The sequence below is a fragment of the Brevundimonas sp. EU05-FHT14B07 genome, from assembly GCF_058790795.1.
The window spans coordinates 474,697-496,875 of the sequence record NZ_JBYTCZ010000003.1 but is presented as its reverse complement, the minus strand read 5'-3'; the positions used below and the strand labels follow the sequence as shown (position 1 = coordinate 496,875).

Here is a 22,179-nt window from a genome sequence, read left to right as displayed (position 1 = left end):
CATGAGGCCGGTTGGATACAGAGTAGCGTAACAGAGCGGCCCCCGGAGCAATCCGGGGGCCGTTTTGCTGTGGGGGCTATCCGCAGATCGCCAGAGGCGCTCGTAGGAGATCCCAGTTTGATAGGGTTGCGCCGCAGGCTAGCGTCTCTAGGCCCCGTAGCGCGGTCCGACCTGAAATGCGGGGCATTCTTGAAGGACGAGTCCGGGGCGGACGGCCTAGTTTTCGGCGTTGACCAGGTTGCGCACGCGAGGCGGGACAGGCGGCGTGGGCGCTGCGCGGACGATGCGGACAGAACTGCTGCGGCAGGCCTGGGGCGAAAGGCGGCCGGGCAGGCGGGTCGAGCCGTCGCCGCAGGCTTCGCTGATCTGGTCCTGCGTCAGGCCTCGCGCGCCAGACAGGTCGGCGCCGCGAATGTCGGTTCGACGCAGCGAGGCGTTGGAGAAGTCGGCGCGCGAGAAGCTGCCGCCGGTCAATCGCGCCCCATCCAGGCTGGCGTTCGAAAAGTCCGCGTTGGAGAAATCGCCGCCCGAAAGGTTCGAGGCCGTGACTTCGGCGCTGGCGAAGTTGGCGCCCGACGCCCGAACATTGGCCAGTGTGGCGCCGAACAGTTCCGAGTTGGAGAAGTTGGTTCCGGCCAGGGTGGCGCCGGTGAAGTTGACCCCGTGCATCTCGCTGCCCGAAAGGTTGGCGCGGGTCAGGTTGGCGCGAACGAAGGACGATCCTTGCGCCTCGGCCCCATTGATCTGCGCCCCGGTGAAGTTGGCGGAGGTGAAGTTGGCGCCGACGATCTCGACCCCGCCCATGTTGGCCCGGCTGAAATCACTTCCGGTGAAGTTGGAGCCCATCATCTCGGCGCCGCGCAGATTGGCGCCGACCAGGGTGGCGTTCATGAAGCTGGCGCCGGTGAAAGTGGCGCCTGACAGATTGCGGCCGGACAGTTCGCAGCGATTGCACGATCCGCCCAGCGACACCGAACGGGCCACGTCGCGGTCCTGCATCGACATCTCGACCCCGGCGAAGGCGGGGGAGGCGGCGAGCGCCAGTCCCAGCGTCAGCAGAGCCAATGTGGGGCGGACCCGGATATGTTCAGCGATCTGTTTCACGCACTCTGAATGCCTCGAAACCCCCGCCGCACCTACTTAAATCGAGGTAACTTCATGAAATCGAGGCAAGGTCGGCGCCGCTCAGCAGGCCGGAATGCGAAGACCGCGCGGCAGGACGGTGGAGCCGTCGCCGCACGCTTGGTTCAGCTGGCCCTGGGTCAGGCCGGTGGCTCGCGCCAGCTGGGCGCCCGACAGATTGGTCCCCGACAGGGTCGCGCCGGCGAAGCTTGCGCCCTCCAGGTAGGCGCCGACGAAACTGGCGTTGGTCAGGTTGGCGCGCGAGAAGTTCGAGCCCGAGAAAACGCCGCCATAGGCTTCGACGTCACGCATGTCGGTGTTGGAAAATCGCGTGCGGTTCATGACGCTGAGGCTCAGGTCCGCCTGACGCAGCCGCGCACCCGACAGGTTCAGGCCTCGCGCCTCCAGCCCCGAGAAGTCGCCCTGGAACAGGTTGCAGCCGGCGCAGGAGGCGCCGCGCTTCACGCTGGCGATCTGGCTCGCGTTCTGGGCCGCAGCGGGGGCTGCTGTGGCCAGCAGGGCGGCGATCAGGCCAAGGGAAAGTGTGCGTTTCATGGACCGGGCTCCGACGTTTGATCGTCTGTCAGCAAACCCTAGGCCATAACCCTTAACCTACCCCTGATCGCCGCCCTGGAGCGCAGGGGCCGCCCCGCAGGTGTCGCAGACCCAGGCGGCGCCACGCTGCTGCAGGCTGAAATCGCCGCAGGCGGGGCAGGCGACGGCCTCGCTGTTCGCGGCGGCGCGCGTCTCGGGTTCGGCCTTCTTGCCGAAAGGCAGGACGACCAGATTGTCGGGCGCCGATCCGCGCGCGAACCCCTTGGAGATGAAGCGGGCGGCGGGCACGGCCGCGTTGGCGTCGGGCTTTCCATCTCCCAGGCCGTCGGCGTTCAGGTCATCGGTGCCGGCGTTGGCCAGCTCATGCCGGTCCAGATAGGAGACGCCCAACTCGCGGAAGATATAGTCCAGGATCGAGGTCGCCGACTTGATCGAGTCGTTGCCGGTGACGCGCCCGGCCGGCTCGAACCGGGTGAAGACGAAGGCGTCCACGAACTCGTCCAGCGGCACGCCGTATTGCAGGCCGATGGAGATGGCGATGGCGAAGTTGTTCATCAGGCTGCGGAAGGCGGCGCCTTCCTTGTGCATGTCGATGAAGATCTCGCCCAGTTCGCCGTCTTCGTATTCGCCGGTGTGGATATAGACCTTGTGGCCCCCGACGGCGGCCTTCTGGATATAGCCCTTGCGCCGGTCGGGCAGTTTGCGGCGCGCGCGTTCGCGCTCGACCACGCGTTCGACGACCCGTTCCGTCGGAGCCGGGCGAGGGGCTTCGCGGACAGGCTCTGAGCGGCCAAGCTCGGGGCGGGCGGTGTCGAGCGACGGCAGGGACAGCAGCGGTCCCGCTGGCGGCGCGGCGCGGGACAGACGAATGGCGCGACGACCGTCCAGGGCGCCCTGGCTCAACAGGCGCGCGGCCTGGGTGGAGGTCGTGCGCCAGTCCATCGGTTCGATCGCGATGTCCGGCATGTCGCTGAACGGCTCGACGGCGCGCCGCAGGTCGGCCGCCGCCGCCGCCGGATCGGCCAGAAGGCCGCCGACGGACGCCGGCGCCTCGGGCCAGTCGCGCAGATCGCCATGACCGAAGACCCAGCGCGTCGCCGCCGTCTCCGCCTCCTCCGACACGCCCAGCAGGGTCAGCAGCAGACCATCGCCGTCTTCCACGCCCAGGACGTCGCGGATGAAGCCGGGGTCCAGGACGGGGGCGGCGAAGACCGTGTCGAAATCCTCGGCCCAGCCCAGGGCGGTCTCGATGGCGTCCAGTTCGATGTCGGTGAAGCCCAGCGCGCGCAAGGCTGTGTGGTCGATGCCTGGCGCCTCGACCAGGGTGCGGCGCCCGAACGTCCACCGTTCCGCCGCCTCAACATCGCCGCCCGCCGCCGCGATGGCCTTGGCAAGCGCGGGGTGCAGCCGGCGACCGATCTCGCCGTCGGCCGTCTGGAACACATCGATCGCTGCGACGCGGCCCAGGCCCAGCCGCAGCCGCGCCTCCGCATCCTCGACGAACAGGCCGATGGCCGAATGGCGACGCGGCTTCTCCGGGTCTTCCCAATCGGGGCAGAGGCCGCGCAGGCTCGCCAGTTCGGCGGAGGTCTGGCCCGCCGTCGCGGCGACCAGGCCCGCGAGCGTCTGCGCCTGAAACGTGCGGTCGTCGTCAGCCGCCAGCGCGTCCAGCAGGCCATCCAGTCCCAGCGCGATGGGACCGGGCCGCGCGGACTGAAGGTCCAGCGCCACGGTCAGCAGGCGGGTCAGATCCGCCAGATTGGTCGCCATGTCTCCGTCGAGCGCCATGAGGGCGCTCAGATCGATCAAAGCCCGCGTGGTCTGCGCAGTCGCGGTCTCCGCATCGCGCGGGTCGAAGGCGACGATCAGACCGCCGTCCAGCGCCGCCTCGGCCGCCAGCAAGGCTTCGGGCGCGCCCGCCGCGATCTGGGTCCGGTCCGCCAGGGCGACCAGAGGCGCGCCTTCGACTATCGGCTCCAAGGCCATTGCGGGTCGTTCACCGTCGATGGCTCTCAGGATATCGGCGTCGCTGGCGCCGCACCGCCGCGCCAGCGCCGCCGCCCGGCCCAGGGCGGGATTGCGCGAAGGGTCGCCGCAATCGCCGCGCGGGCCTTCGCAGCGATCGACCGCATCGGCCACGCCCGCCAGCGCCTCGGCCAAGGCGTCGGCCGCCTGGGCCCCCAGACGCATGGCTGCGCGCCGTCCGGCGTGCGCCTTCAGCCGCGCCGCCGCGCCGGGGTCGTTCAGATCGACGACGCCGACAGCCGCAGGGCCAGACGCCGCCGGCGCCGCCAGGCCTAGCCTGAAGACGGCCGACAGCTCGTCGACAAACGCGGCGGCCTCGATCCGGTCGAACACGTCCTCGGCCACGCCTGTCTCCGCCAGCCGCTCGGCCCAGGCGTCGACGCCGCCGTTCAGCCAGTCGCCGGACAGGGGCGTTGCGAACCCCTCGGCCTCGACCCAATCCAGCCAGGCCTCGATCCGGACGTCGGACCAGCCGGCGGGGGCCAGGACCTGCTGCACGCCAGCGGGGCGCTCGATGGCGCGGGTCTCCATCGCGACTCGTTCGGCGCGAGCGGCGAAGCCGGATTGAAAGCGCATGGCGGCGTCTCTCCGAAAGGTTCGGGGAAGCCTAGGATGCGCACGCGGCTTAGCCAATACATCTGGTGTTGCTGGGCAGGTTTGCCCACAAGATATCGGTTCACCGCTAGACGCTTGAACGCTGGACGAAGAGGGCGCGGGTTTCTATGATCCGAACCAGACGCCGCCTCTCTTTCCGGCGACCCCTTACGGTTGGATTCCACGACGTGTTGAGCAAGATTTTCGGCTGGTGGGAGGGCGCCACGATCGGCACCCGGTTCACCATCGCCAAGCGCGGTCGCTTCGTCGGCCAAGACGAGAACGGCAATCGCTATTACGAGAGCCGCGACAACGTCAGCTACGACGGCCGCAAGCGTCGCTGGGTCATCTATGACGGCTATGCCGAGGCGTCCAAGGTGACGCCCGACTGGCACGGCTGGCTGCACTACACCTTCGACCTGCCGCCGACCGAGCAGCCGCTGCCGCGTCGCGCCTGGGAGAAAGAACATCTGCCCAATATGACCGGCACGCCTCTGGCCTGGCGTCCGCCCGGCTCGCTGGCGGGCGACGCCAAGCGCCCGGCCGCGACCGGCGATTATCAGGCGTGGACGCCCGAGTGAAAATCCGCCGCATCCTGTTGGGCGCGGCGTCCGTCGCGGCTGTGCTGAGCGCCGGCGCGGTGACCGCTAGCGTGCTTCAGGACGCGCCGCGCGATGCGCGTCCGGTCCAGGATCCGATCGGCGACATTCTGCGCACCACCCCGGCCCAGCCCTCGGTCCCGACCGAGACGCCGCCTGCGGGCGCGCCGGCTCCGCGCTCTCCGGTCGCCGTGGTGCCGCCGCCCAACGTCGTCATCGCCGAGGACGCCGCCGTCGAGGAAAAGGCCGAGGAGGAGGTCGCGGCTGAGAAGCCCGTCGCGACCAAGGCCATCGACCAGCCCGCCACGCCTGCGCGCCGCCAGCGTCGCAAGTTCGCGATCATCCAGGCCATCGACAAGGTCACCGCCGAGACGATGAAGTTCGAGGTCGAGGTCGGCGGTCGCCCCGTGCGCTTCAACCAGAATCTGATCTTCGCGGCCCGCGCGTGCGAGGTGACGACGCCGGACGAACTGACCGAGGACGCCATCGCCTATATGGACGTCTCGCTTCAGGCGCGTGGCCGGCAGGAAGGCCGCCAGATCTTCCGCGGCTGGATGTTCGCCTCGTCGCCCGCCGTCAGCGGGGTCCAGAACCCCTATTACGACGCCTGGGTCGTCGGTTGTAAGAACTGAGCTCTGACGCCGCGAGGAGGCGCGCCATGGATCGCAACAAGCCGCCCAAGAAGACTGAAACGGTCGAAATCCGACTGCCCCACGCGACCAAGACCGCCTTCATGGCCCAATGCCGTGACGAGGGCCGGACAGCCAGCGACGCCATTCGCCGTTTCATAGACGCCGAGTTGAACGCGACGTCATCCGCGCGTCCTCAACCCCGCCTGAGCTGGCGGCCCCTGCTGGCCGCTGCCGTCGCGGGCCTGGCGCTTGGCGCCGTCGCCGCGCCCTCCCTGGCCCAGTCGTCGCCCACGCGCGCCGATTTCGACCGGCTGGACCGCAATCACGACGGCGTCGTCAGCTTCGACGAATACCGCGCACGCTAGCGGATGCGGACCAGGAACCGGTCCCACTGAAGGTTCAGCCACGTCCAGGGCTTGAACAGGCCGGCGCCCGGCTTCCAGGAAGCCAGCACCACCTCGGCCCGGCCGATGATGTTTTCGGCCGGCAGCAGGCCGACGCCGATCTCGGTCGGCCAGCGGCTGTCCAGCGAGTTGTCGCGATTGTCGCCCATCATCAGATAGTGGCCGGCGGGCACCCGGCGCACAGGCGTGTCGTCGCCCGGCAGGTCCGGCCCGCCGTCGTATGTGACGTAGGATCGTCCGTCGGCTAAGGTCTCGCGCACCTGCTGGACCCGTCGCTGCGGCGCATCGTGATCGGCGACGACATCCAGCCGGGTCTGGCGCACCGCATCGCCATTGACGAAGACGACGCCGCCCCGCACCTGAACCGTGTCGCCCGGAAGGCCGACGACGCGCTTGATCCAGGCCTCGCTGGGGTCGCGCGGCAGGCGGAACACTACGACGTCGCCGCGTCTCGGCTCGCGCCCGAACAGCCGTCCCGGCGACATCGCCGGATTGAACGGCAGAGACGCCGTGCTCCAGCCATAGAGATATTTCGACACGACGATATAGTCGCCGGTCACCAGCCCCGGCTCCATCGACGACGACGGGATGGTGAAGGGCTGGAACAGGACGATGCGGATCGCGAGCGCCAGGATGACGGCGAAGAGCAGCGTCAGGGCGATCTCTCGCACCTCGCGAAGAAGGGACGGGCGGGGCGGGGCTTTTGGCGGGGTCTGGGTCATGCCGCCATTGACCGTCAGGCTGGGCGAACACGCCAATCCTAAGCTGTCGGGACAGGCCCCAAATCGTGTCCGGACAGACTAGGCGCTGGCTAAGGCGACCGCTTCTGCACCGGTCAGGGGTGCGCGCAACGCGCCTTGGTCCGGCCTGACCGACAGCGCGGGCTGAAGCCGCTCCAGATAGGTCGCTTGCGGCGTTTCGACCGCACCGAACTGGCTCAGATGGTCGGTCAAGAACTGCGCGTCCAGCAGGTCCCAGCCGCCCTTTCGCAGGCGCGCGACCAGATGCACCAGAGCGACCTTGGACGCATCCCGTTCGCGACTGAACATGCTCTCGCCGAAGAAGGCGCCGCCCAGCGACACCCCGTACAGACCTCCCACCAGCCGCTCGTCCCGCCAGCATTCGATGGAGTGGACGAACCCCATGGCGAACAGGGCCGCATACAGCCGCCGGATCGGGCCGTTGATCCAGGTGTCTTCGCGATCCGGCCCCTGCGCCGCCGCACAGCCGTCCAGCACAGCTTCGAAGGCCGTGTCGACCCGCACCTCGAACGGCTCGCCCCGCACGGTGCGACGCAGGCGGCTGGGGATGTGGAAGGCGTCCAGCGGAATGACGCCGCGCTGTTCCGGCTCGATAATGAAGACGCGCGGATCATCGCGCGCCTCGGCCATCGGAAACACGCCCCGGGCGTAACAGGCCAGCAGGTCCTCGGGGCCGAAACCGCCGAAAGGCCCGCTGGCGCTGAAATCGGGGTCGGTCATGCGGCGGGGCGGATCTGGTCTGCGGTCACGCGATTGGCGGGGACGCGGCCGGCCTCGATCTCGCTCAGGCCCGACAGTGTGGTCACGGCGATCGCCGTCAAGGCTTCCTCGGTCAGAAAGGCCTGGTGTCCGGTGATCAGGACGTTGGGGAAGGTCAGCAGCCGCTGGAACACGTCATCCTGAACGATCTCGTTCGACAGGTCCTCGAAGAACAGATCGCCTTCCTGTTCATAGACATCTAGGGCTACGCCGCCGACGCGTCGGCTTTTCAGCGCGTCGATCAGGGCCTGGGTGTCGATCAGGGCGCCGCGGCTGGTGTTGACGATCATCACGCGCGGCCGGGCCATGGCCAGGGCCGCGGCATCGATCAGATGGCGCGTCTCCGGCGTCAGCGGGCAGTGCAGGGTGATGACGTCGGACTGACGAAGCAAGGTCTCGCGATCCACGTAGCGCACGCCGATCTTGGACAGCTCCGCGTCCTCGATCACGTCGTGCGCCAGAACTTCACAGCCGAAACCCAGCCTCAGCGCCCGCGCGACCAGGGCGCCGATCCGGCCTGTGCCGACGACCCCGGCGGTGCGTCCCGACAGGTTGCGGCCGATCAGGCCGTCCAGGGCGAAGTTGTTCTCGCGCACGCGGGCCGAGGCGCGCGGAATGTTGCGATCCATCGCCAGCAGCAGGCCCAGGGTGAACTCGGACACCGCCTCGGGCGAATAGGCCGGCACACGGATGACCATCAGGCCCAGCGCCTCGGCCGCGCGCAGATCGACATTGTTGTAGCCGGCGCATCGCAACGCCACGACCCGTACCCCGCCACGGGCCAGCAGGGTCAGCGCGGCGGCGTCCAGCCGGTCGTTGACGAAGACGCAGACCGCATCGAACCCGGCGGCCAACGGCGCGGTCGCCGTATCCAGGCGCGGCTCGAACCAGGTCAACTCATGCAGGAAATCGGCGTTGGCGAGATCGAGGAACCGGCGATCATAGGCCTTGGTCGCAAAGACCGCGATGCGCATGGGGCCGGTTCCTCTTGTTTCAGCCAGGCGTCAGGCGCTGTCGCCCTTCTGACGGGCCGCCCACTTCTCCAGCCAATGGATGTCGTAGTCGCCCGACAGGATGTCAGGCTCGGCCAGCAGCTTCTGAAACAGGGGGATGGTCGTGTCGACGCCGCCGATGACGACCTCGTTCAGCGAACGCTTCAGTCGGGCAATGGCCTCCTCGCGGTCGCGACCGTGGACGATCAGCTTGCCGATCAGACTGTCGTAATAGGGCGGGATCGAATAGCCGGCGTAGATCGCGCTATCCAGGCGCACACCCAGGCCGCCCGGTGCGTGGAAGTCGGTGATCTTGCCCGGCGAGGGGGTGAAGGTCTCCGGGTTCTCGGCGTTGATCCGCACCTCGATGGCGTGGCCCTTGAACTCGATGTCGTCCTGGGTGAACGACAGCGGCAGACCGGCGGCGATGCGCACCTGTTCGCGAACCAGATCCACGCCCGTGATCATTTCGGTGACCGGGTGTTCGACCTGCAGGCGGGTGTTCATCTCGATGAAGAAGAACTCGCCGTCCTCCCACAGGAACTCGATGGTGCCGACGCCCAAGTAACCAATGGCGGCGATGGCCTTGTTGACCGTCTCGCCGATCTGCTTGCGACCTTCGGCCGACAGGGCGGGCGAGGGGGCCTCTTCCAGCACCTTCTGGTGACGGCGTTGCAGCGAGCAGTCGCGTTCGCCCAGGTGGACGACATTGCCGTGGCTGTCGGCGATGACCTGGATCTCGATGTGGCGCGGCTTCTGGAGGTAGCGCTCCATATAGACGGCGCCGTTTCCGAAGGCGGCCTTGGCCTCCGACTGGGCGGTCTGGACAGCCTCGACCAGGTCGTCAGCCGTCAGCGCGACCTTCATGCCGCGTCCGCCGCCGCCCGCCGCCGCCTTGACGATCAGGGGGAAGCCGATGGATTTGGACGCCTCGATCGCGGCCTCGACCGTCTCGACTTCGCCATCCGAGCCGGGGACGACGGGGATGCCGGCGTCCTTGACCGTCTGTTTGGCGCTGATCTTGTCGCCCATCACCCGGATATGCTCGGGCTTGGGGCCGATGAAGGTCATGCCATGGGCCTCGACAATCTCGGCGAAGCGGGCGTTTTCGGACAGGAAGCCATAGCCAGGGTGGATCGCCTGGGCGCCGGTGATCTCAGCCGCCGCGATGATCGAGGGGATGTTCAGATACGACTTTGCGGCAGAGGCAGGGCCGATGCAGACGCTCTCGTCGGCCAGCCGCACCCACATGGCGCCGCGATCGGCTTCGGAGTGCACGGCGACGGTGGAGATGCCCATCTCCTTGCACGCGCGGTGGATGCGCAGCGCGATCTCGCCGCGGTTGGCGATCAGGACCTTGGTGAACATCGCGGCGCCTTAGGCTTCCAGCAGGACGAGGGGTTCGCCGAACTCGACCGGCTGGGCGTCGCCGACCAGGATTTCGGCCACCACGCCGTCGCGCGGCGCCTGGATCGGGTTCATCGTCTTCATGGCTTCGACGATCAGCAGGGTCTGGCCCTTCTTGACCTTGTCGCCCGGCTGGACGAAGGCCGGGGCCTCCGGCGAGGCCTGCAGATATGCGGTGCCGACCATCGGCGACTTCACCTCTTCGCCGGCGCGGGCGACGATGGTGGCGGGATCCGACGGCATGGCGGCCGGCGCAGCAGTGGCGGCGGGCGCAGCGGCGACCGGAGCGGGCGCTGCGGCGTACTGAATCGGAGCGGCGTTGACGGTGACTTCGCGCGCCACGCGGATGCGCAGTTCGCCGCGCTCGACCTCGACTTCCGTCAGATCGGTCTCGTTCAGGATCTCGGCCAGCTGGCGAACCAGGGCGGCGTCGATTTCGGCGTGTTTCTTGTCATCGGCCATTGGAGTTGCGCCTTGTCTTTCGTGGTCTTTGATAAACGGGACGGGGCTCAGCCGCGTTCCCGAACCTGGGTGAGGGCCGCCTGGACAGCCAGTTCATAGCCCGCCGCGCCGAAGCCGGCGATGACGCCGGTCGCCGCGGAGGACACATAGGAGTGATGGCGAAACGCCTCGCGCGCCGCCGGATTGGACAGATGCAGCTCGATCACCGGGATCGACAGCGTCTTCAGCGCATCGTGCAGCGCCACCGACGTATGCCCATAGGCTGCGGGATTGAGGATCAGGGCGTGAGCGCCCTCGCGCGCCTCCTGTATCCAGTCGACCAGCACGCCTTCATGGTTGGTCTGACGAAACACGATCTGCGCTTCACCGGCCGCCCGGACGCAGCGCTGCTCGATGTCCGCCAGGGTGTCACGGCCATAGATGTCCGGCTCCCGAACCCCGAGCAGGTTCAGATTGGGGCCGTTCAGCACATGAATGACGGGCGTTTCGGCCATGGTTCCAGAATCGATCCGGCGCAGCGCGGCGCAAGAGGGGCCTTTTAGCGGACGCAGGGCGTGGGTCAAACGCTCGCGGCGTCGAACCTTCCCCGACGTTACATGGGATGGCGTGGATTTCGCAGCGCCGGCCGCCATCGTCCCTGGTCGGGACGGCCCGAGGGAGCGCCGAGGATGCGCCAGGACGGCAAACTGATCCTGAGAACCGTGGTGGCGACCTTCGCGGCCCTGGCCGTCGCGGTCGGCGCCTTCCTGTTCGAGGCGGGCTGAGCGCACAGTCTGGCGAACTGGCCTGTCACCGTCTATCTGACGCGCGACGGTCGGCGAGGCGAAGGTCAGGGAGAATGCGCGTGCACCAGATCCATCTCAACGGCGAGCCACGTCAGGTCCAGGCCGCCACCATCCTGGCCCTGGTCGAGGAACTGTCGCTGGACCCGCGCAAGGTCGCCGTCGAACGCAATCTCGAGATCGTGCCCAAGTCCCTGCACGCCGCCACGCCGGTGGCCGCAGGCGACCGCATCGAGCTGGTCCAGTTCGTCGGCGGCGGGTGATCAGACCTTGATGATGGGGCCGGGATAGAAGGCGATCTGCCTGTCCGCGGTGACAAGTCGTGCGCCTTCGGCGATGGCTTGCGCGATCAGCAGGCGATCGAACGGGTCCCGGTGGATCAAGGGCAGTCCGCTCAGTTCCAATGTGTGCAGACTGGTCACTGGGATTTCTTCATAGCCGGCCGCCAGCAGCCGGCGGCGAAAGGGGAGGAAATCGACACCGAAGTCGGCGCGGTTGAGCCCGCTCTTGACGACGATCTCCCAGATGTTGACGGCGCTGAAGATCAGATCGTTGTCAGGATCGGCCATCAGATTGGCGGCCTGAATGGGAAGCCGCGCACGATCCTCAGACGCCCAGAGTAGAAGATGGGTATCTATTAGTAATTTCATCGGCCGGAGCCGTCCTCGTGGACGCCGTCGCCGTAGAACATTGTCTCGATCTCGGACTGCCCCATGGTGTCGAAGTCATCAGGCACCTGGATCTCGCCCTTCATGAATCCAAATCGGCGCGAGGTGTCTACCGGCGCGTCTTGCTCAATGGCTGTAACCTTCACCATCGGCTGGCCGGCCTTGGCGATGATAAAGGATTCCCCCTTCGCTGCCTTTTCGATCAAGCGGGACAGATGCGTCTTGGCCTGATGGATATTGACCGTCTCCATGACGTGTCTCCATTGAACTTAGTCCACTTAGTTTAGTCTATTCTTTGGTCTCTCGCAACGCGGTGTGATCCTTGCGACCTTTCGTTCGGAGGCCGGGGCGCGTAGGTCAGCACCTATGACCGATACAGCCAACGAAACCTGGTCCGTCGCCGGCCGCACCTTCAACTCGCGCCTGATCGTGGGCACCGGCAAATACGCCGATTACGCCCAGAACGCCGCCGCAGCCGAGGCGGCCGGGGCCGAGATCGTCACCGTGGCCGTGCGCCGGGTGAACCTGTCCGACCCGACCCAGCCGATGCTGGTCGACTATGTGAAGCCGGATCGCTTCACCTTCCTCCCCAACACCGCCGGCTGCTTCACGGGCGAGGATGCGGTGCGCACCTTGCGTCTGGCGCGCGAGGCCGGCGGCTGGAGCCTGGTCAAGCTGGAGGTGCTGTCCAACACCGCCCACCTCTATCCCGACATGATCGAGACCCTGCGGGCGCTGGACCTGCTGATCAAGGACGGGTTCGACGTCATGGTCTATTGCACCGACGACGTCGTGATGGCCAAGCGTCTGGAAGACGCTGGCGCCGCCGCCATCATGCCCGCCGCCGCCCCCATCGGCTCGGGTCTGGGGATCCAGAACCCGATCAATATCCGCCTGATCGTCGAACAGGCCAAGGTGCCGGTGCTCGTCGACGCCGGCGTCGGCACGGCCTCGGACGCGACCTTGGCGATGGAACTGGGCTGTGACGCCGTCCTGATGAACACCGCCATCGCCGGCGCCAAGGACCCCATCCGCATGGCCCGCGCCATGAAACACGCCGTCATCGCCGGCCGCGACGCCTATCTGGCCGGACGGATGCCGAAACGGATGTATGCGGACCCATCGTCGCCGCTGGCGGGGTTGATCTAAAGGTCCAGCGCACGTCGTCTCCTCCCCACATCGTGGGGAGGGGGACCGCGAAGCGGTGGAGGGGCTCTTGAAGTCCCGCAGGCGCCTCTCCCTCCCCTTCATGGGGAGGGACGATCGCGCAGCGATCCGGGTGGGGCCGTTAGGACGGGCGCAGTGCTTCGCACGCCCCCACCCCGGCTGCGCTTCGCTTCGCCGCCCCTCCCCATGAAGGAGAGGGAGAAACGCACGCCAGCCATCACAATGACGCTGGTTCATTCGTAGCGAATTCAATCGCTTGCCGATTTATGTCCCCGTTCTCCCATCCCCCCTCCAAAAGGCGCGTATTCTAGACCCGTCCCGTCGCATGGAGGGCTCGCCTGGCCTGCGACCTTGCGGCGGCGGTAGCGGATGGAACGGGAGCGGGTCTGGAACGGCTCGCGCCGGCGGCGACACATGGTGCGCCGTCGGAGGGTCGAGGGGGATACTCGATCGCACTCGGGACGGGGTTTCGCAGACCCCGCCGACCCGTCGCAGGCTTATGGGGTTAGGCGATAAGACCTCCACCGCTCGACGCTCCGAGCTTGCAGGCCAACCAGCCGCGCGGAGCGTCAACCCTTCGTCGAAACGGTAATCTCTAATCACACTCCGGGCGAAGGCCCGGCGCTCCGCCCAGCCCTCCAATAACTTCGCAGCGAAAGCGCGAAGCCGATAACCCCTGTCCGGAGACCTGCATGGCTTGCCCAAAACCTCGTCGTCCCAAGCCGGGTCGCGGCTTGCCGCCTCCCTACAGACAAACACCCGAGGAGGAGGCCGAGGACGAACGCCTTCGCGCCCAACTGGAACTCGAATACATCCGTCTGGACGCCATCCTGGTCGAGAAACAGGCCGAAGCCGCCGAACGCGCGCGCATTAGGGCTCTCAATGGCCATCCGCCAGTCGAGCGTGCCGCGCTTCGCCCCGCCGAATTTCGGGTCGGAGATGTCTTCGCTAGTCGCCCAGCAGCGCCTGCAGCAACGGATGGGCCAGGACCGGGGCCGCCAGACGCACCACGGCCTGGGGGTCTTCCAGACGGACGGCGGCCGTCGCATCGGCGACGATGAAGTCGGCGTGGGTGCGCGACGGTTCGGTCAGGCGTTCGTGGCCCGGACGCACGGTCGCCAGATATTGCGCCACGACCGAATCCGCCGACCGGCCGCGCTCGGCTTGGTCGCGCAGCAGGCGGCGGATGAAGCGGATGTCGGCAGGGGTGTCCACGAAAACGCGAATGTCGAATAGGGCAGTCAGATCGGGGGTGCACAGAACATGCGTGCCTTCGACGATCACCACCTCGGCCGCCGGGATCGGCTCGCCGCCCGGCTCGCGGCCGTGATGGATGAAGGAATAGACCGGCGCCGTCACCGCGCGCCCGGCCTTCAGTGCCTTCAGGTCTGCGATCATCAGGTCGTGATCGCGCGCCGTCACATCGTCGAAGTCGAAGGTCGCGGCGTCGAAGCCGGGCAGAGAGGCCGCGTCCTTGTAATAGCTGTCCTCGCGCACCAGCACGGCCGAACCTTCCGGCAGGGCCGACACCAACGCCTCCGCCAGGGTGCTTTTGCCGGAGCCGGAGCCCCCCGTGATCGCGATCAATATGGTCATGGGCGGCCTTCTAGAGCGGTCGCGCCGCCAACGCCACGGGGGACGATCCGCCGCGCCGCGGCTGACGCTACGTCACGTTGCTTATCGCTGATCACCGATGTTAGCGTCGGCTCAAGCGTCGCATCAAAGCAGACGCATCCAAGGGACAAGGATACGACATGCTGGGCTTGATGCAGGACTGGCCGCTGACGGTCGACAAGATCATCGACCACGCCAAAAACTGGCATGGCGAGCGTGAAGTGGTGACGCGCTCGGTCGAGGGCCCCATCGTCCGCACGACCTACGCCCAGATTCACGACCGGGCCAAACGCGTGTCCAGCGCACTGAAGGACTGGGGGATCCAGCCGGGCGACCGCGTCGCCACCCTGGCCTGGAACACCGCCAATCACATCGAGGCCTGGTACGGCATCATGGGCATCGGCGGGGTGTGCCACACCCTGAACCCGCGCCTGTTCCCCGAACAGCTCGTCTACATCATCAATCACGCCGAAGACCGGATCATCTTCGTCGACCTGACCTTCGTGCCGCTGCTGGAAGCGATCCTGCCGCATATCCCCAAGGTCGAGCGCGTCGTCATCATGACCGACGCCGCCCAGATGCCGCAGACGAAGCTGCCCAAGGCCGTCGCCTATGAGGACGCGATCGCCGGTCAATCGATTGACATCGTCTGGGGCGACTTCGACGAACAGACGGCCTGCGGCCTCTGCTACACCTCTGGCACCACGGGCAATCCGAAGGGCGTGCTGTATTCGCACCGCTCCAACTTCCTGCACACCTTCATGGGCCTTCAGGCCACGGTGATGGGCGCCACGCCCAAGGAAGTGATCCTGCCGGTCGTGCCGATGTTCCACGCCAACGCCTGGGGCATCGCCTTCGCCGGCCCCGCCGCCGGGACCAAGCTAGTGATGCCGGGCGCCAGGATGGACGGTCAGTCGATCTATGAACTGATCGAGCAGGAGGGCGTCACCTTCTCGGCCGCCGTGCCGACCGTCTGGCAGGGTCTGTTCGCCCACATGAAACAGAACGGTCTGGGCTTCTCGACCCTGAAACGCGTGCTGATCGGCGGCTCGGCCTGCCCCGAAAGCCTGATCCGCGGCTTCCAGGACGATTTCGGCGTCGAGGTCACCCACGCCTGGGGCATGACCGAGACCTCGCCCATCGGCACCATCGCCAACCTGCCGCCCGAAATCCTGAAGCTCTCCTACGACGAGCAGATGAAATACCGGCTGAAGCAGGGCGTGCCGCCACTGGGCGTCGAGCTGAAGCTGAAGGACGAGGCGGGCGCCGAACTGCCTCACGACGGCGCCACCTTCGGCCGTCTGATGGTCAAGGGGCCGACGATCAGCCGCGCCTACTTCAAGGAAGACGGCTCGATCCTGGACGACGAAGGCTTCTTCGACACCGGCGATGTGGCCACGGTCGATGACCTGGGCTTCATGCAGATCACCGACCGCGCCAAGGACGTGATCAAGTCGGGCGGCGAGTGGATCAGCTCCATCGAGATCGAGAACATCGCCGTGGGTCACCCCAAGGTCGAGATCGCCGCCGTCATCGGCGCGGCCCACCCCAAATGGGACGAACGGCCCGTGCTGATCCTGAAGCTGAAACCCGACGAGACGCTGGACAAGCAGGAGCATCTGGACTTCCTGACCGGCAAGATCGCCAAATGGTGGATGCCCGACGACGTGGTCGCGGTGGACGACATCCCGCTGGGCGCGACCGGCAAAATCGACAAGAAGCTTCTGCGCGACCGGATGAAGGACTATCGTCTGCCGACCGCTGCCTAACTGAAAACCGGAGCCTGAATGCCGACCAGAAAGCCCGTACCCGCCATTCTGCCCTGGCTGACGGCGCTTGCGGCGGCGCCCTTCGTACTGGTCGTGGCGGCCGTTACGGCGACGCGGTTCGGCGGGCTCGATCTGGCGATCGGCTATGATCTGCTGACCTGGACCGTGGCGCGCCTCCTGGCCTGGGTCGGTCTGGCGGCGGCTCTGGCGGCGGCGGTGCTGGCGCTGCGCGATCTGAAGGGCAGGGGGATCTATGCTTTGGCGGCGCTGGTCCTGGCGGGCGGGACCGTCGCCGGCTTCGTGCTGCGTCAGGGCCAGGATGCGACGCCTCATCCACGTGACGTCAGCACCAATCTTGACGAGCCCCCCGGCCTGCCGCGCGCCGCCGGCGTGCGCAGCGGCGCGCCGCAGACCTGTGACGGTGTGGACGCCGTCCCGACCCAGGTCCTGGCCCAGCAGGCGACTTCGGCGCTGGTCGACGCCGGCTTCGTCGTCACCCGCGCGACAACCTTCCAGGTCGAAGCCGTGCACGCCGGCGCCTGGTTCGGCTTCGCCACCGACGCCGTCGTTCGCATCCGCCCCGGCCGCACCGACATCCGCGTCGCTGCTCGCAACAGCCGTCCCGACGGCGGCGCCACCTGCCGTCTCGCCGCGAAAATCAGCCGAAACCTGGAGGCGGGACGCTAAGCTAGCCGGAACTGCGCCGACAGGCCGGGCACGCCATCGCTGATCGCCGCGCCGTCCTCGACCAGCTTGATCAGATGCGCCAGCACCGACAGCGAAGCGGCCGGCCATAGCCGCTGATCGACGGCGGCGTACAGAACCGGAACCATTTCCGCGATCGTGCGATCCCCCGCCGCAAGCCGTTGGAGCACTTGCGCCTCCCGCTCCAACCGATGCGCGCGATAGGCCTCAAGAAACGGCCGCACCTGCGTCACCGGCGCCCCGTGCGTCGGCCACAACACGTCGAAATCACGCGCGATCACCGCCTCCAGGCTGGCCATATACTGACGCATGTTCCCATCCGGCGGCGCCACGACCGTCGTCGACCAGCCCATGACATGGTCGCCGCAAAATAGCGCGTTCTCCTCGCGCAAGGCGAAGGCTATGTGATTGGACGCGTGACCGGGCGTGAACATCGCCTCGATCGTCCAGCCGTCGCCTCCGATGACATCGCCGCCCGTCAGCACGACATCGGGCGCGAAGTCGGCATCGTCATCTTCATCGAGCGTACCCGACGCATGCGTTTCCCGCACCGGAGGCCGGGCCGCCCAAATCCGCGCCCCGGTCGCCTCGGCAAACGGCCTGGCCAGCGGCGCATGATCCCGATGCGTATGCGTCACCAGCACATAGCTGACCCGCCGCCCCTCGACCGCCGCCATCAGCGCCGCCAGATGCGCTTCGTCCATCGGCCCCGGATCGATCACCGCGACCTCGGCTCCGTGGTCCGGTCGGCCGACGATATAGGTCCCCGTTCCGGTGAAGGTGAAAGGCCCCGGATTGTCAGCGATCAACCGCTGGATCAATGGCGACACCTGATCGCGCCGCCCATAGGCGAAGTCGAACGCCCTTACGAACGGGATCATCGTCACGGCCGCGTTTGGCGCAGAGCTTGCGTTAACGTCTCGGTAATCATGCCTGGAGCGCCCACAATGGCCCGTTCGATCGCCAACGCTGTATCAAATCGGCTCCCGTTCGTCGCGGCGGCGATCCTGTATCTCGCCGCGGTGCAACTGATCGCCGCCTCCTGCACGCCGGAGCCCGCGCCCTATGCGGCACGCAACATCCACACATTGTCGGGTAGGTGACAGGCGTGTGGCACGATTGCGACAGGCGGTAGGCAACATCTGAAACCGACGTTTCTAATCTATCCAGAATGGGATTGGACGACCTAAGCTGATTGTAATCATGCTTCAGCATGAGATTCGTGTCGCTGCCTACGGGAACGTAGGCGCGTCGAAGGAAGGGGAATTCTTTCATGACGCTGAATATCAAGCAGCTCTTACTCCATTCGACCATGATCGGCAGCGCCGCCTTGATGGCTGTGGTCGCAGTGCCAGCCGTAACGCTGCTGACGCCAACAGCTGCTTCGGCCCAAGACTACACCAGCGGTATTCTATCTGGCACGGTTTCAAACGCATCGGGTGCTCGTGTCGCAGGGGCTACGGTCACGGCGACCTCGGCGCAAGGTAGTGTTCGTACGGCTACGACTGATGCCAACGGCTCGTTCCGCATTCCGGCTTTGGCTGTTGGTTCTTACGAAATTTCGGTCACTTCATCAGCCGGTTCTTCCGCCGACAGAATTACCGTCTCTCCGGGTGGTAGCAGCTATGCGTTCACGGTGTCGGAAAGCACTGATGCGACAAGCCTCGGCGACATCGTCGTTACGGGTGCGCGAAAAACCCAAGATTTCAGCCGCACCGACACTGGTCTGAGCGTCGACGTCCAAGAGTTTGCTGATCGCGTCCCGACCGGGCGTAGCATCAACGCGGTTACGCTCTTCACGCCAGGTGCTAGCGCGCCGGATGCAACCATCGCTGCAAGTTCGCGCCGTAACCAATCGCTTGTGTCGCTGTCGGGGACGTCGGCGGCGGAAAGCGTCTACTACATCAATGGCTTGAATGTGACTGATCAGCGTAGCTTCTTGGGCTACGGTGAGTTGCCGTTTGACTTTATTCAAACCATCGACACCAAAACGGGTGGCTATCAAGCTGAGTATGGCCGCGCCACAGGCGGCGTGGTTAACATTGTGACGCGTTCCGGTTCCAACGAATGGACGGGCGGCGTCAGCAGCTACTGGACACCCAATGGCCTTCGTGGCACCCGCGGTGTGTCCTACCAAGCCGGCGGAAACAACGCGGCAGGTATTCAAAACTTCAACCAGTATTCTGAAAGCGATCTAAAAGATTATACTGCCTACTTGGGCGGACCGCTCTGGAAAGATCACCTGTTCCTCTTTGGCGTCTACAACGTTCGTGACGTAGAGACGTCGGGAGCGCGCTCACGTACCTACTCATACAGTGCAGCTAACCCTAACGGCGTGGCTGCTGGTACACGTACGCAAAGCTATGCGTCGTATGACGACCCGCGCTGGGCTGTGAAGCTTGACTTTGTTCTGAACCCCGAGCATCGCCTCGAAGCGACGGTGATCAACGATAAGACCACGACCGAGACGGTTACTAGAACATTCGACGCAGCCACCGACGCCTTTGTGCGCGAAACAGCCCCGGTATATGCCGATGCGGGTGGTATTACACAAATCTACAAATATACTGGTGTGTTCACGGATTGGTTTACGCTCTCGGCCCTGTATGGCCGCCAAGAGAACGCCTATTTGGATTATGGCGACCCGATCAGCCTGCCGGGTATCCGTGACTATGTTGCCGCTGGCGGCAACTACATCACGGCTGGTCTGCACGCAGGCCCCTATAATCTCGAGGGCGAAGATATCCGCGAGACATATCGCGTAGACGGCGATTTCTACGTCAGCCTCTTCGGCGACCACCATATCCGTGTTGGTTACGATAAGGAGGATCTGACGTCTTCGGCGCGGAGCGCCTACTCGGGTGGCGCGCTATACTATGCGCTAGCTCAAGGCGACTGCCCTGCCGGCACGCCCGCTGCTGGATGCGTGGAAGTGCTCACCTTTGCCAATAACGGTGTGTTCACCGCTGAGCAGACTGCCCTCTATGTGCAAGACTCATGGGACATTCTGCCCAATCTGACGCTGCAACTCGGCGTTCGTAACGACAAATACGACTACAAAAACGTTGATGGCGAAAGCTATATCAAGGTCGATGATCAGTGGGCTCCTCGTCTGGGCTTCAACTGGGATCCTCTTGATGACGGGGTGAACCGTATCTACGGTTCGTTCGGTGACTATTACCTGCCGATCGCGACCAACACGTCCATTCGCGCGTCGTCAGGTGAAGTGTATACCGACGAATACTTCGATGCGAGCCGTACGGGCGGTGCGACGGGTCCGTTGGTTCTGAATGGCAACTATCCTGTCTTGGGAACGCGTCGTCAGATCGACTATCTCAGCCCTCCTGGCGCTCCCGATCCGCGCACGGTGGCGGAGGCTGATCTGAAGCCTATGTTCGAACGCGAGTTCGTCCTCGGCTATGAGCACAGCTTCTCGGATGGCATGTTCGCCGATTGGTCGGCAGGCGTTCGTTATGTTAATCGCAACTTGGAACAAGCGATTGAAGACACAGCCATTGGCGACGCGATCGTGCGGTATTGCGTTCGCACCAATACGGCTTGCGGTCAGACGGGCGTGGGCGACTCCAACTTCGCTTCGATCTTCCCTTACGTTCTGATCAATCCGGGCGATGGCGCTTCCGTGTTCATCGATCTCCAAGGTGACACACGCACCTTGGCGGATGGTTCCGCTAACCCGGCTTACAATCCCCAGCAAATCCAGCTCACTGCGGACGATCTAAAACTTCCTGCTGTTGAGCGCACATATCAAGCGCTGGAGTTCACCTTCGAACGCCCGTTCGATGGTCTGTGGGGCCTGCAAGGGTCGTACACCCTCTCGGAATCCAAGGGGAACTATGAGGGGGCGGTTAAGTCGGACATCGGTCAGACCGACACGTCGATCACGCAAGACTACGACCACTCGGCCAACTCGCTGGGCGCGTATGGTTATCTCCCGAATGATCACCGCCACACCGTCAAGCTGTTCGGCTCTTATGCACCGAACGACTTCTTCAGCGTCGGTGCCAACTTTACGGCTCAGTCCGGTCGCTACTACGGTTGCCTTGGCCGCGTGCCGGTCTCGGTCGATCCGCTGGCGCCGCAAGTGGGAACGCCGTCGGGATGGTACTGCCCGATTGGTGCCAACAATGCTGTCATCTCGACGCCGCGTGGTTCGCAAGGGCAGACGGATTGGACTTATCAGCTCGATCTGAACATGAACTTCAACCTGTATCAAAGCGAGACTAAGGGCGCTTTGACGGCCTCTATCGACATCTTCAACGTGTTTGATAACGACGAAGTCACCCGCGTGGTCGAACAAGGTCTGGTTCGCACCAGCGCAAACACTGCAAACGCTCGTGCGCCATACTACGGTCTGCCGCGCAGCTACCAATCGCCAAGGACTGTCCGTTTCGGCCTGAGATACCGTTTCTAAGGCCGGTCAACGACGCGAGACTGAGGCGGCGGAGCAACGCTCCGCCGCCTTTTTCGTTTAAGCGGCGCCGTAGAAAAACCATTCGGGCGGGCGAGCGTTAGGAATCGTCGCCATTGTGCGACGCGCCCCTTCAAGGAAGATCATGCTGAAATTTGTCGTTCCCGGACTGTCGGTCCTGTCGCTGGTGGCTGCCGGCGCGGCGGTCGCTCAAACGCAGGATGGACCGATCGTGACGGGTAATCGCTCGGGCGAGACGGCCGATGCGTTGAAGACGCGCGAGGCCATCGCCTACGCACGGCCGTTGCCGCGCGGCGCGCCGAGCGCCGACTATCCGCTGGTGGCGTGGTGCGATGCGCTGGTGACCGGACATGCCGATCTGGGCGAAACGCTGACGTCGCGCGCGCCGGAGGATGTCGAGCTGGTGCGTCTGGGCCGTCTCGAAGCCCAGGATTTCCGCAGCGCCCTGGCTGCGGCCGCGCCGCGCCAATCGGCGGCTTCGAAGGCCGAGGCCGAGCAGGCCGTCGCCGCCGTCAAGGCGCAGTGGGCCCCGCTGATGGCGAACCCCGACGCCGAGGCGCGCAGCCAGTCGTTCGGGCTGTTCTTCGGCCTTCCGGGTCGGTGCGAGCACGCCGCGCGCCGCCTGCGCGACAACATCACCACGCCGCCCGCCACGCTGGAGAGCGTTGGCATCAACTGATCGGTTCGGCGGTTACCGGATGACAGACGGCGG

23 protein-coding genes are annotated in these 22,179 nt (G+C 65.7%); 10 read left to right on the top strand and 13 right to left on the bottom strand.

The window, feature by feature from the left end; translation table 11 throughout:
- Positions 1-216: 216 nt before the first annotated feature.
- From AC3WRC_RS10365 to AC3WRC_RS10355, 3 genes are all read right to left on the bottom strand, one after another.
- A complete protein-coding gene (locus AC3WRC_RS10365) occupies positions 217-1,104 on the bottom strand; it encodes a pentapeptide repeat-containing protein (protein WP_492303785.1) in 888 nt (295 codons plus the stop codon).
- A gap of 81 nt (positions 1,105-1,185) precedes the next feature.
- On the bottom strand, positions 1,186-1,677 hold the full coding sequence (locus tag AC3WRC_RS10360) for a pentapeptide repeat-containing protein (RefSeq protein WP_492303784.1): 492 nt from the start codon (positions 1,675-1,677) through the stop codon (positions 1,186-1,188).
- Between the two features lie 57 nt (positions 1,678-1,734).
- Entirely contained in the window at positions 1,735-4,278 is a 2,544-nt protein-coding gene (locus AC3WRC_RS10355) for a TSCPD domain-containing protein (RefSeq protein WP_492303783.1), read from the bottom strand.
- Positions 4,279-4,484: 206 nt separating this feature from the next.
- On the opposite strand from AC3WRC_RS10355, the gene AC3WRC_RS10350 reads away from it, so the two are divergent.
- Genes AC3WRC_RS10350 through AC3WRC_RS10340 form a run of 3 tightly spaced genes read left to right on the top strand, consistent with a single transcriptional unit; the run spans position 4,485 to position 5,892 of the window.
- Positions 4,485-4,877, top strand: coding sequence for an NADH:ubiquinone oxidoreductase subunit NDUFA12 (locus AC3WRC_RS10350; RefSeq protein WP_055755156.1), 393 nt, complete (start codon positions 4,485-4,487; stop codon positions 4,875-4,877).
- Entirely contained in the window at positions 4,874-5,527 is a 654-nt protein-coding gene (locus AC3WRC_RS10345; RefSeq protein WP_492303782.1) for a DUF2155 domain-containing protein, read from the top strand. Before AC3WRC_RS10350 ends, AC3WRC_RS10345 begins: the two co-directional genes overlap by 4 nt.
- Positions 5,528-5,553: 26 nt before the next feature.
- Entirely contained in the window at positions 5,554-5,892 is a 339-nt protein-coding gene (locus AC3WRC_RS10340; protein WP_492303781.1) for an EF-hand domain-containing protein, read from the top strand.
- Here the strand turns inward: AC3WRC_RS10340 and lepB are convergent.
- The 6 genes from lepB to aroQ all read right to left on the bottom strand — a co-directional run bounded on the left by lepB (position 5,889) and on the right by aroQ (position 10,806).
- Positions 5,889-6,653: a signal peptidase I gene (gene lepB, locus AC3WRC_RS10335; protein WP_492303780.1), complete on the bottom strand. Its 765-nt coding sequence runs from the start codon at positions 6,651-6,653 to the stop codon at positions 5,889-5,891. The two genes, AC3WRC_RS10340 and lepB, sit on opposite strands and share 4 nt — an antisense overlap.
- A 78-nt stretch (positions 6,654-6,731) precedes the next feature.
- Complete coding sequence (gene aat / locus AC3WRC_RS10330; protein ID WP_492303779.1) at positions 6,732-7,412, bottom strand: leucyl/phenylalanyl-tRNA--protein transferase; 681 nt, start codon at positions 7,410-7,412, stop codon at positions 6,732-6,734.
- Positions 7,409-8,425, bottom strand: a complete 1,017-nt coding sequence (locus AC3WRC_RS10325) for a 2-hydroxyacid dehydrogenase (RefSeq protein WP_492303778.1) — start codon at positions 8,423-8,425, stop codon at positions 7,409-7,411. Before AC3WRC_RS10325 ends, aat begins: the two co-directional genes overlap by 4 nt.
- A gap of 30 nt (positions 8,426-8,455) precedes the next feature.
- Positions 8,456-9,811, bottom strand: a complete 1,356-nt coding sequence (gene accC / locus AC3WRC_RS10320) for an acetyl-CoA carboxylase biotin carboxylase subunit (protein WP_492303777.1) — start codon at positions 9,809-9,811, stop codon at positions 8,456-8,458.
- 9 nt (positions 9,812-9,820) lie between these two features.
- On the bottom strand, positions 9,821-10,312 hold the full coding sequence (gene accB, locus AC3WRC_RS10315) for an acetyl-CoA carboxylase biotin carboxyl carrier protein (protein ID WP_492303776.1): 492 nt from the start codon (positions 10,310-10,312) through the stop codon (positions 9,821-9,823).
- Between the two features lie 47 nt (positions 10,313-10,359).
- Positions 10,360-10,806, bottom strand: coding sequence for a type II 3-dehydroquinate dehydratase (aroQ, locus tag AC3WRC_RS10310; RefSeq protein ID WP_112861799.1), 447 nt, complete (start codon positions 10,804-10,806; stop codon positions 10,360-10,362).
- Positions 10,807-11,150: 344 nt separating this feature from the next.
- On the opposite strand from aroQ, the gene thiS reads away from it, so the two are divergent.
- The gene (thiS, locus tag AC3WRC_RS10305; protein WP_055755162.1) at positions 11,151-11,357 is read left to right on the top strand and encodes a sulfur carrier protein ThiS; all 207 of its coding nucleotides are present in this window, start codon (positions 11,151-11,153) and stop codon (positions 11,355-11,357) included.
- On the opposite strand, the gene AC3WRC_RS10300 is transcribed toward thiS, so the two are convergent.
- Together AC3WRC_RS10300 and AC3WRC_RS10295 are read right to left on the bottom strand one after the other, a co-directional pair.
- Positions 11,358-11,744, bottom strand: coding sequence for a type II toxin-antitoxin system VapC family toxin (locus tag AC3WRC_RS10300; RefSeq protein ID WP_492303775.1), 387 nt, complete (start codon positions 11,742-11,744; stop codon positions 11,358-11,360).
- Entirely contained in the window at positions 11,741-12,013 is a 273-nt protein-coding gene (locus tag AC3WRC_RS10295) for a type II toxin-antitoxin system Phd/YefM family antitoxin (protein ID WP_492303774.1), read from the bottom strand. Before AC3WRC_RS10295 ends, AC3WRC_RS10300 begins: the two co-directional genes overlap by 4 nt.
- A 115-nt stretch (positions 12,014-12,128) precedes the next feature.
- On the opposite strand from AC3WRC_RS10295, the gene AC3WRC_RS10290 reads away from it, so the two are divergent.
- Positions 12,129-12,911 carry a thiazole synthase gene (locus AC3WRC_RS10290; RefSeq protein ID WP_492303773.1) on the top strand — a complete coding sequence of 261 codons (783 nt, stop codon included), beginning with the start codon at positions 12,129-12,131 and terminating at the stop codon, positions 12,909-12,911.
- 966 nt (positions 12,912-13,877) lie between these two features.
- On the opposite strand, the gene udk is transcribed toward AC3WRC_RS10290, so the two are convergent.
- Positions 13,878-14,525, bottom strand: a complete 648-nt coding sequence (gene udk / locus AC3WRC_RS10285; RefSeq protein WP_066551872.1) for a uridine kinase — start codon at positions 14,523-14,525, stop codon at positions 13,878-13,880.
- Between the two features lie 158 nt (positions 14,526-14,683).
- Between udk and AC3WRC_RS10280 the strand changes: the two genes are divergently transcribed.
- The gene (locus AC3WRC_RS10280; protein ID WP_492303772.1) at positions 14,684-16,312 is read left to right on the top strand and encodes a long-chain-fatty-acid--CoA ligase; all 1,629 of its coding nucleotides are present in this window, start codon (positions 14,684-14,686) and stop codon (positions 16,310-16,312) included.
- Positions 16,313-16,330: 18 nt separating this feature from the next.
- Positions 16,331-16,999: a DUF1499 domain-containing protein gene (locus AC3WRC_RS10275; protein ID WP_492303771.1), complete on the top strand. Its 669-nt coding sequence runs from the start codon at positions 16,331-16,333 to the stop codon at positions 16,997-16,999.
- Here AC3WRC_RS10275 and AC3WRC_RS10270 read toward each other — a convergent pair.
- On the bottom strand, positions 16,996-17,898 hold the full coding sequence (locus AC3WRC_RS10270; RefSeq protein ID WP_492303799.1) for an MBL fold metallo-hydrolase: 903 nt from the start codon (positions 17,896-17,898) through the stop codon (positions 16,996-16,998). The genes AC3WRC_RS10275 and AC3WRC_RS10270 overlap by 4 nt on opposite strands.
- Positions 17,899-17,964: 66 nt before the next feature.
- Between AC3WRC_RS10270 and AC3WRC_RS10265 the strand changes: the two genes are divergently transcribed.
- The 3 genes from AC3WRC_RS10265 to AC3WRC_RS10255 all read left to right on the top strand — a co-directional run bounded on the left by AC3WRC_RS10265 (position 17,965) and on the right by AC3WRC_RS10255 (position 22,146).
- Positions 17,965-18,120 carry a hypothetical protein gene (locus AC3WRC_RS10265; RefSeq protein ID WP_197071073.1) on the top strand — a complete coding sequence of 52 codons (156 nt, stop codon included), beginning with the start codon at positions 17,965-17,967 and terminating at the stop codon, positions 18,118-18,120.
- Positions 18,121-18,290: 170 nt separating this feature from the next.
- Positions 18,291-21,449 (top strand): TonB-dependent receptor, encoded by a 3,159-nt coding sequence (locus AC3WRC_RS10260; protein ID WP_082064472.1) that lies wholly within the window; start codon positions 18,291-18,293, stop codon positions 21,447-21,449.
- A gap of 142 nt (positions 21,450-21,591) precedes the next feature.
- Positions 21,592-22,146 (top strand): hypothetical protein, encoded by a 555-nt coding sequence (locus AC3WRC_RS10255; RefSeq protein ID WP_492303770.1) that lies wholly within the window; start codon positions 21,592-21,594, stop codon positions 22,144-22,146.
- The last annotated feature ends 33 nt before the right edge of the window (positions 22,147-22,179 follow it).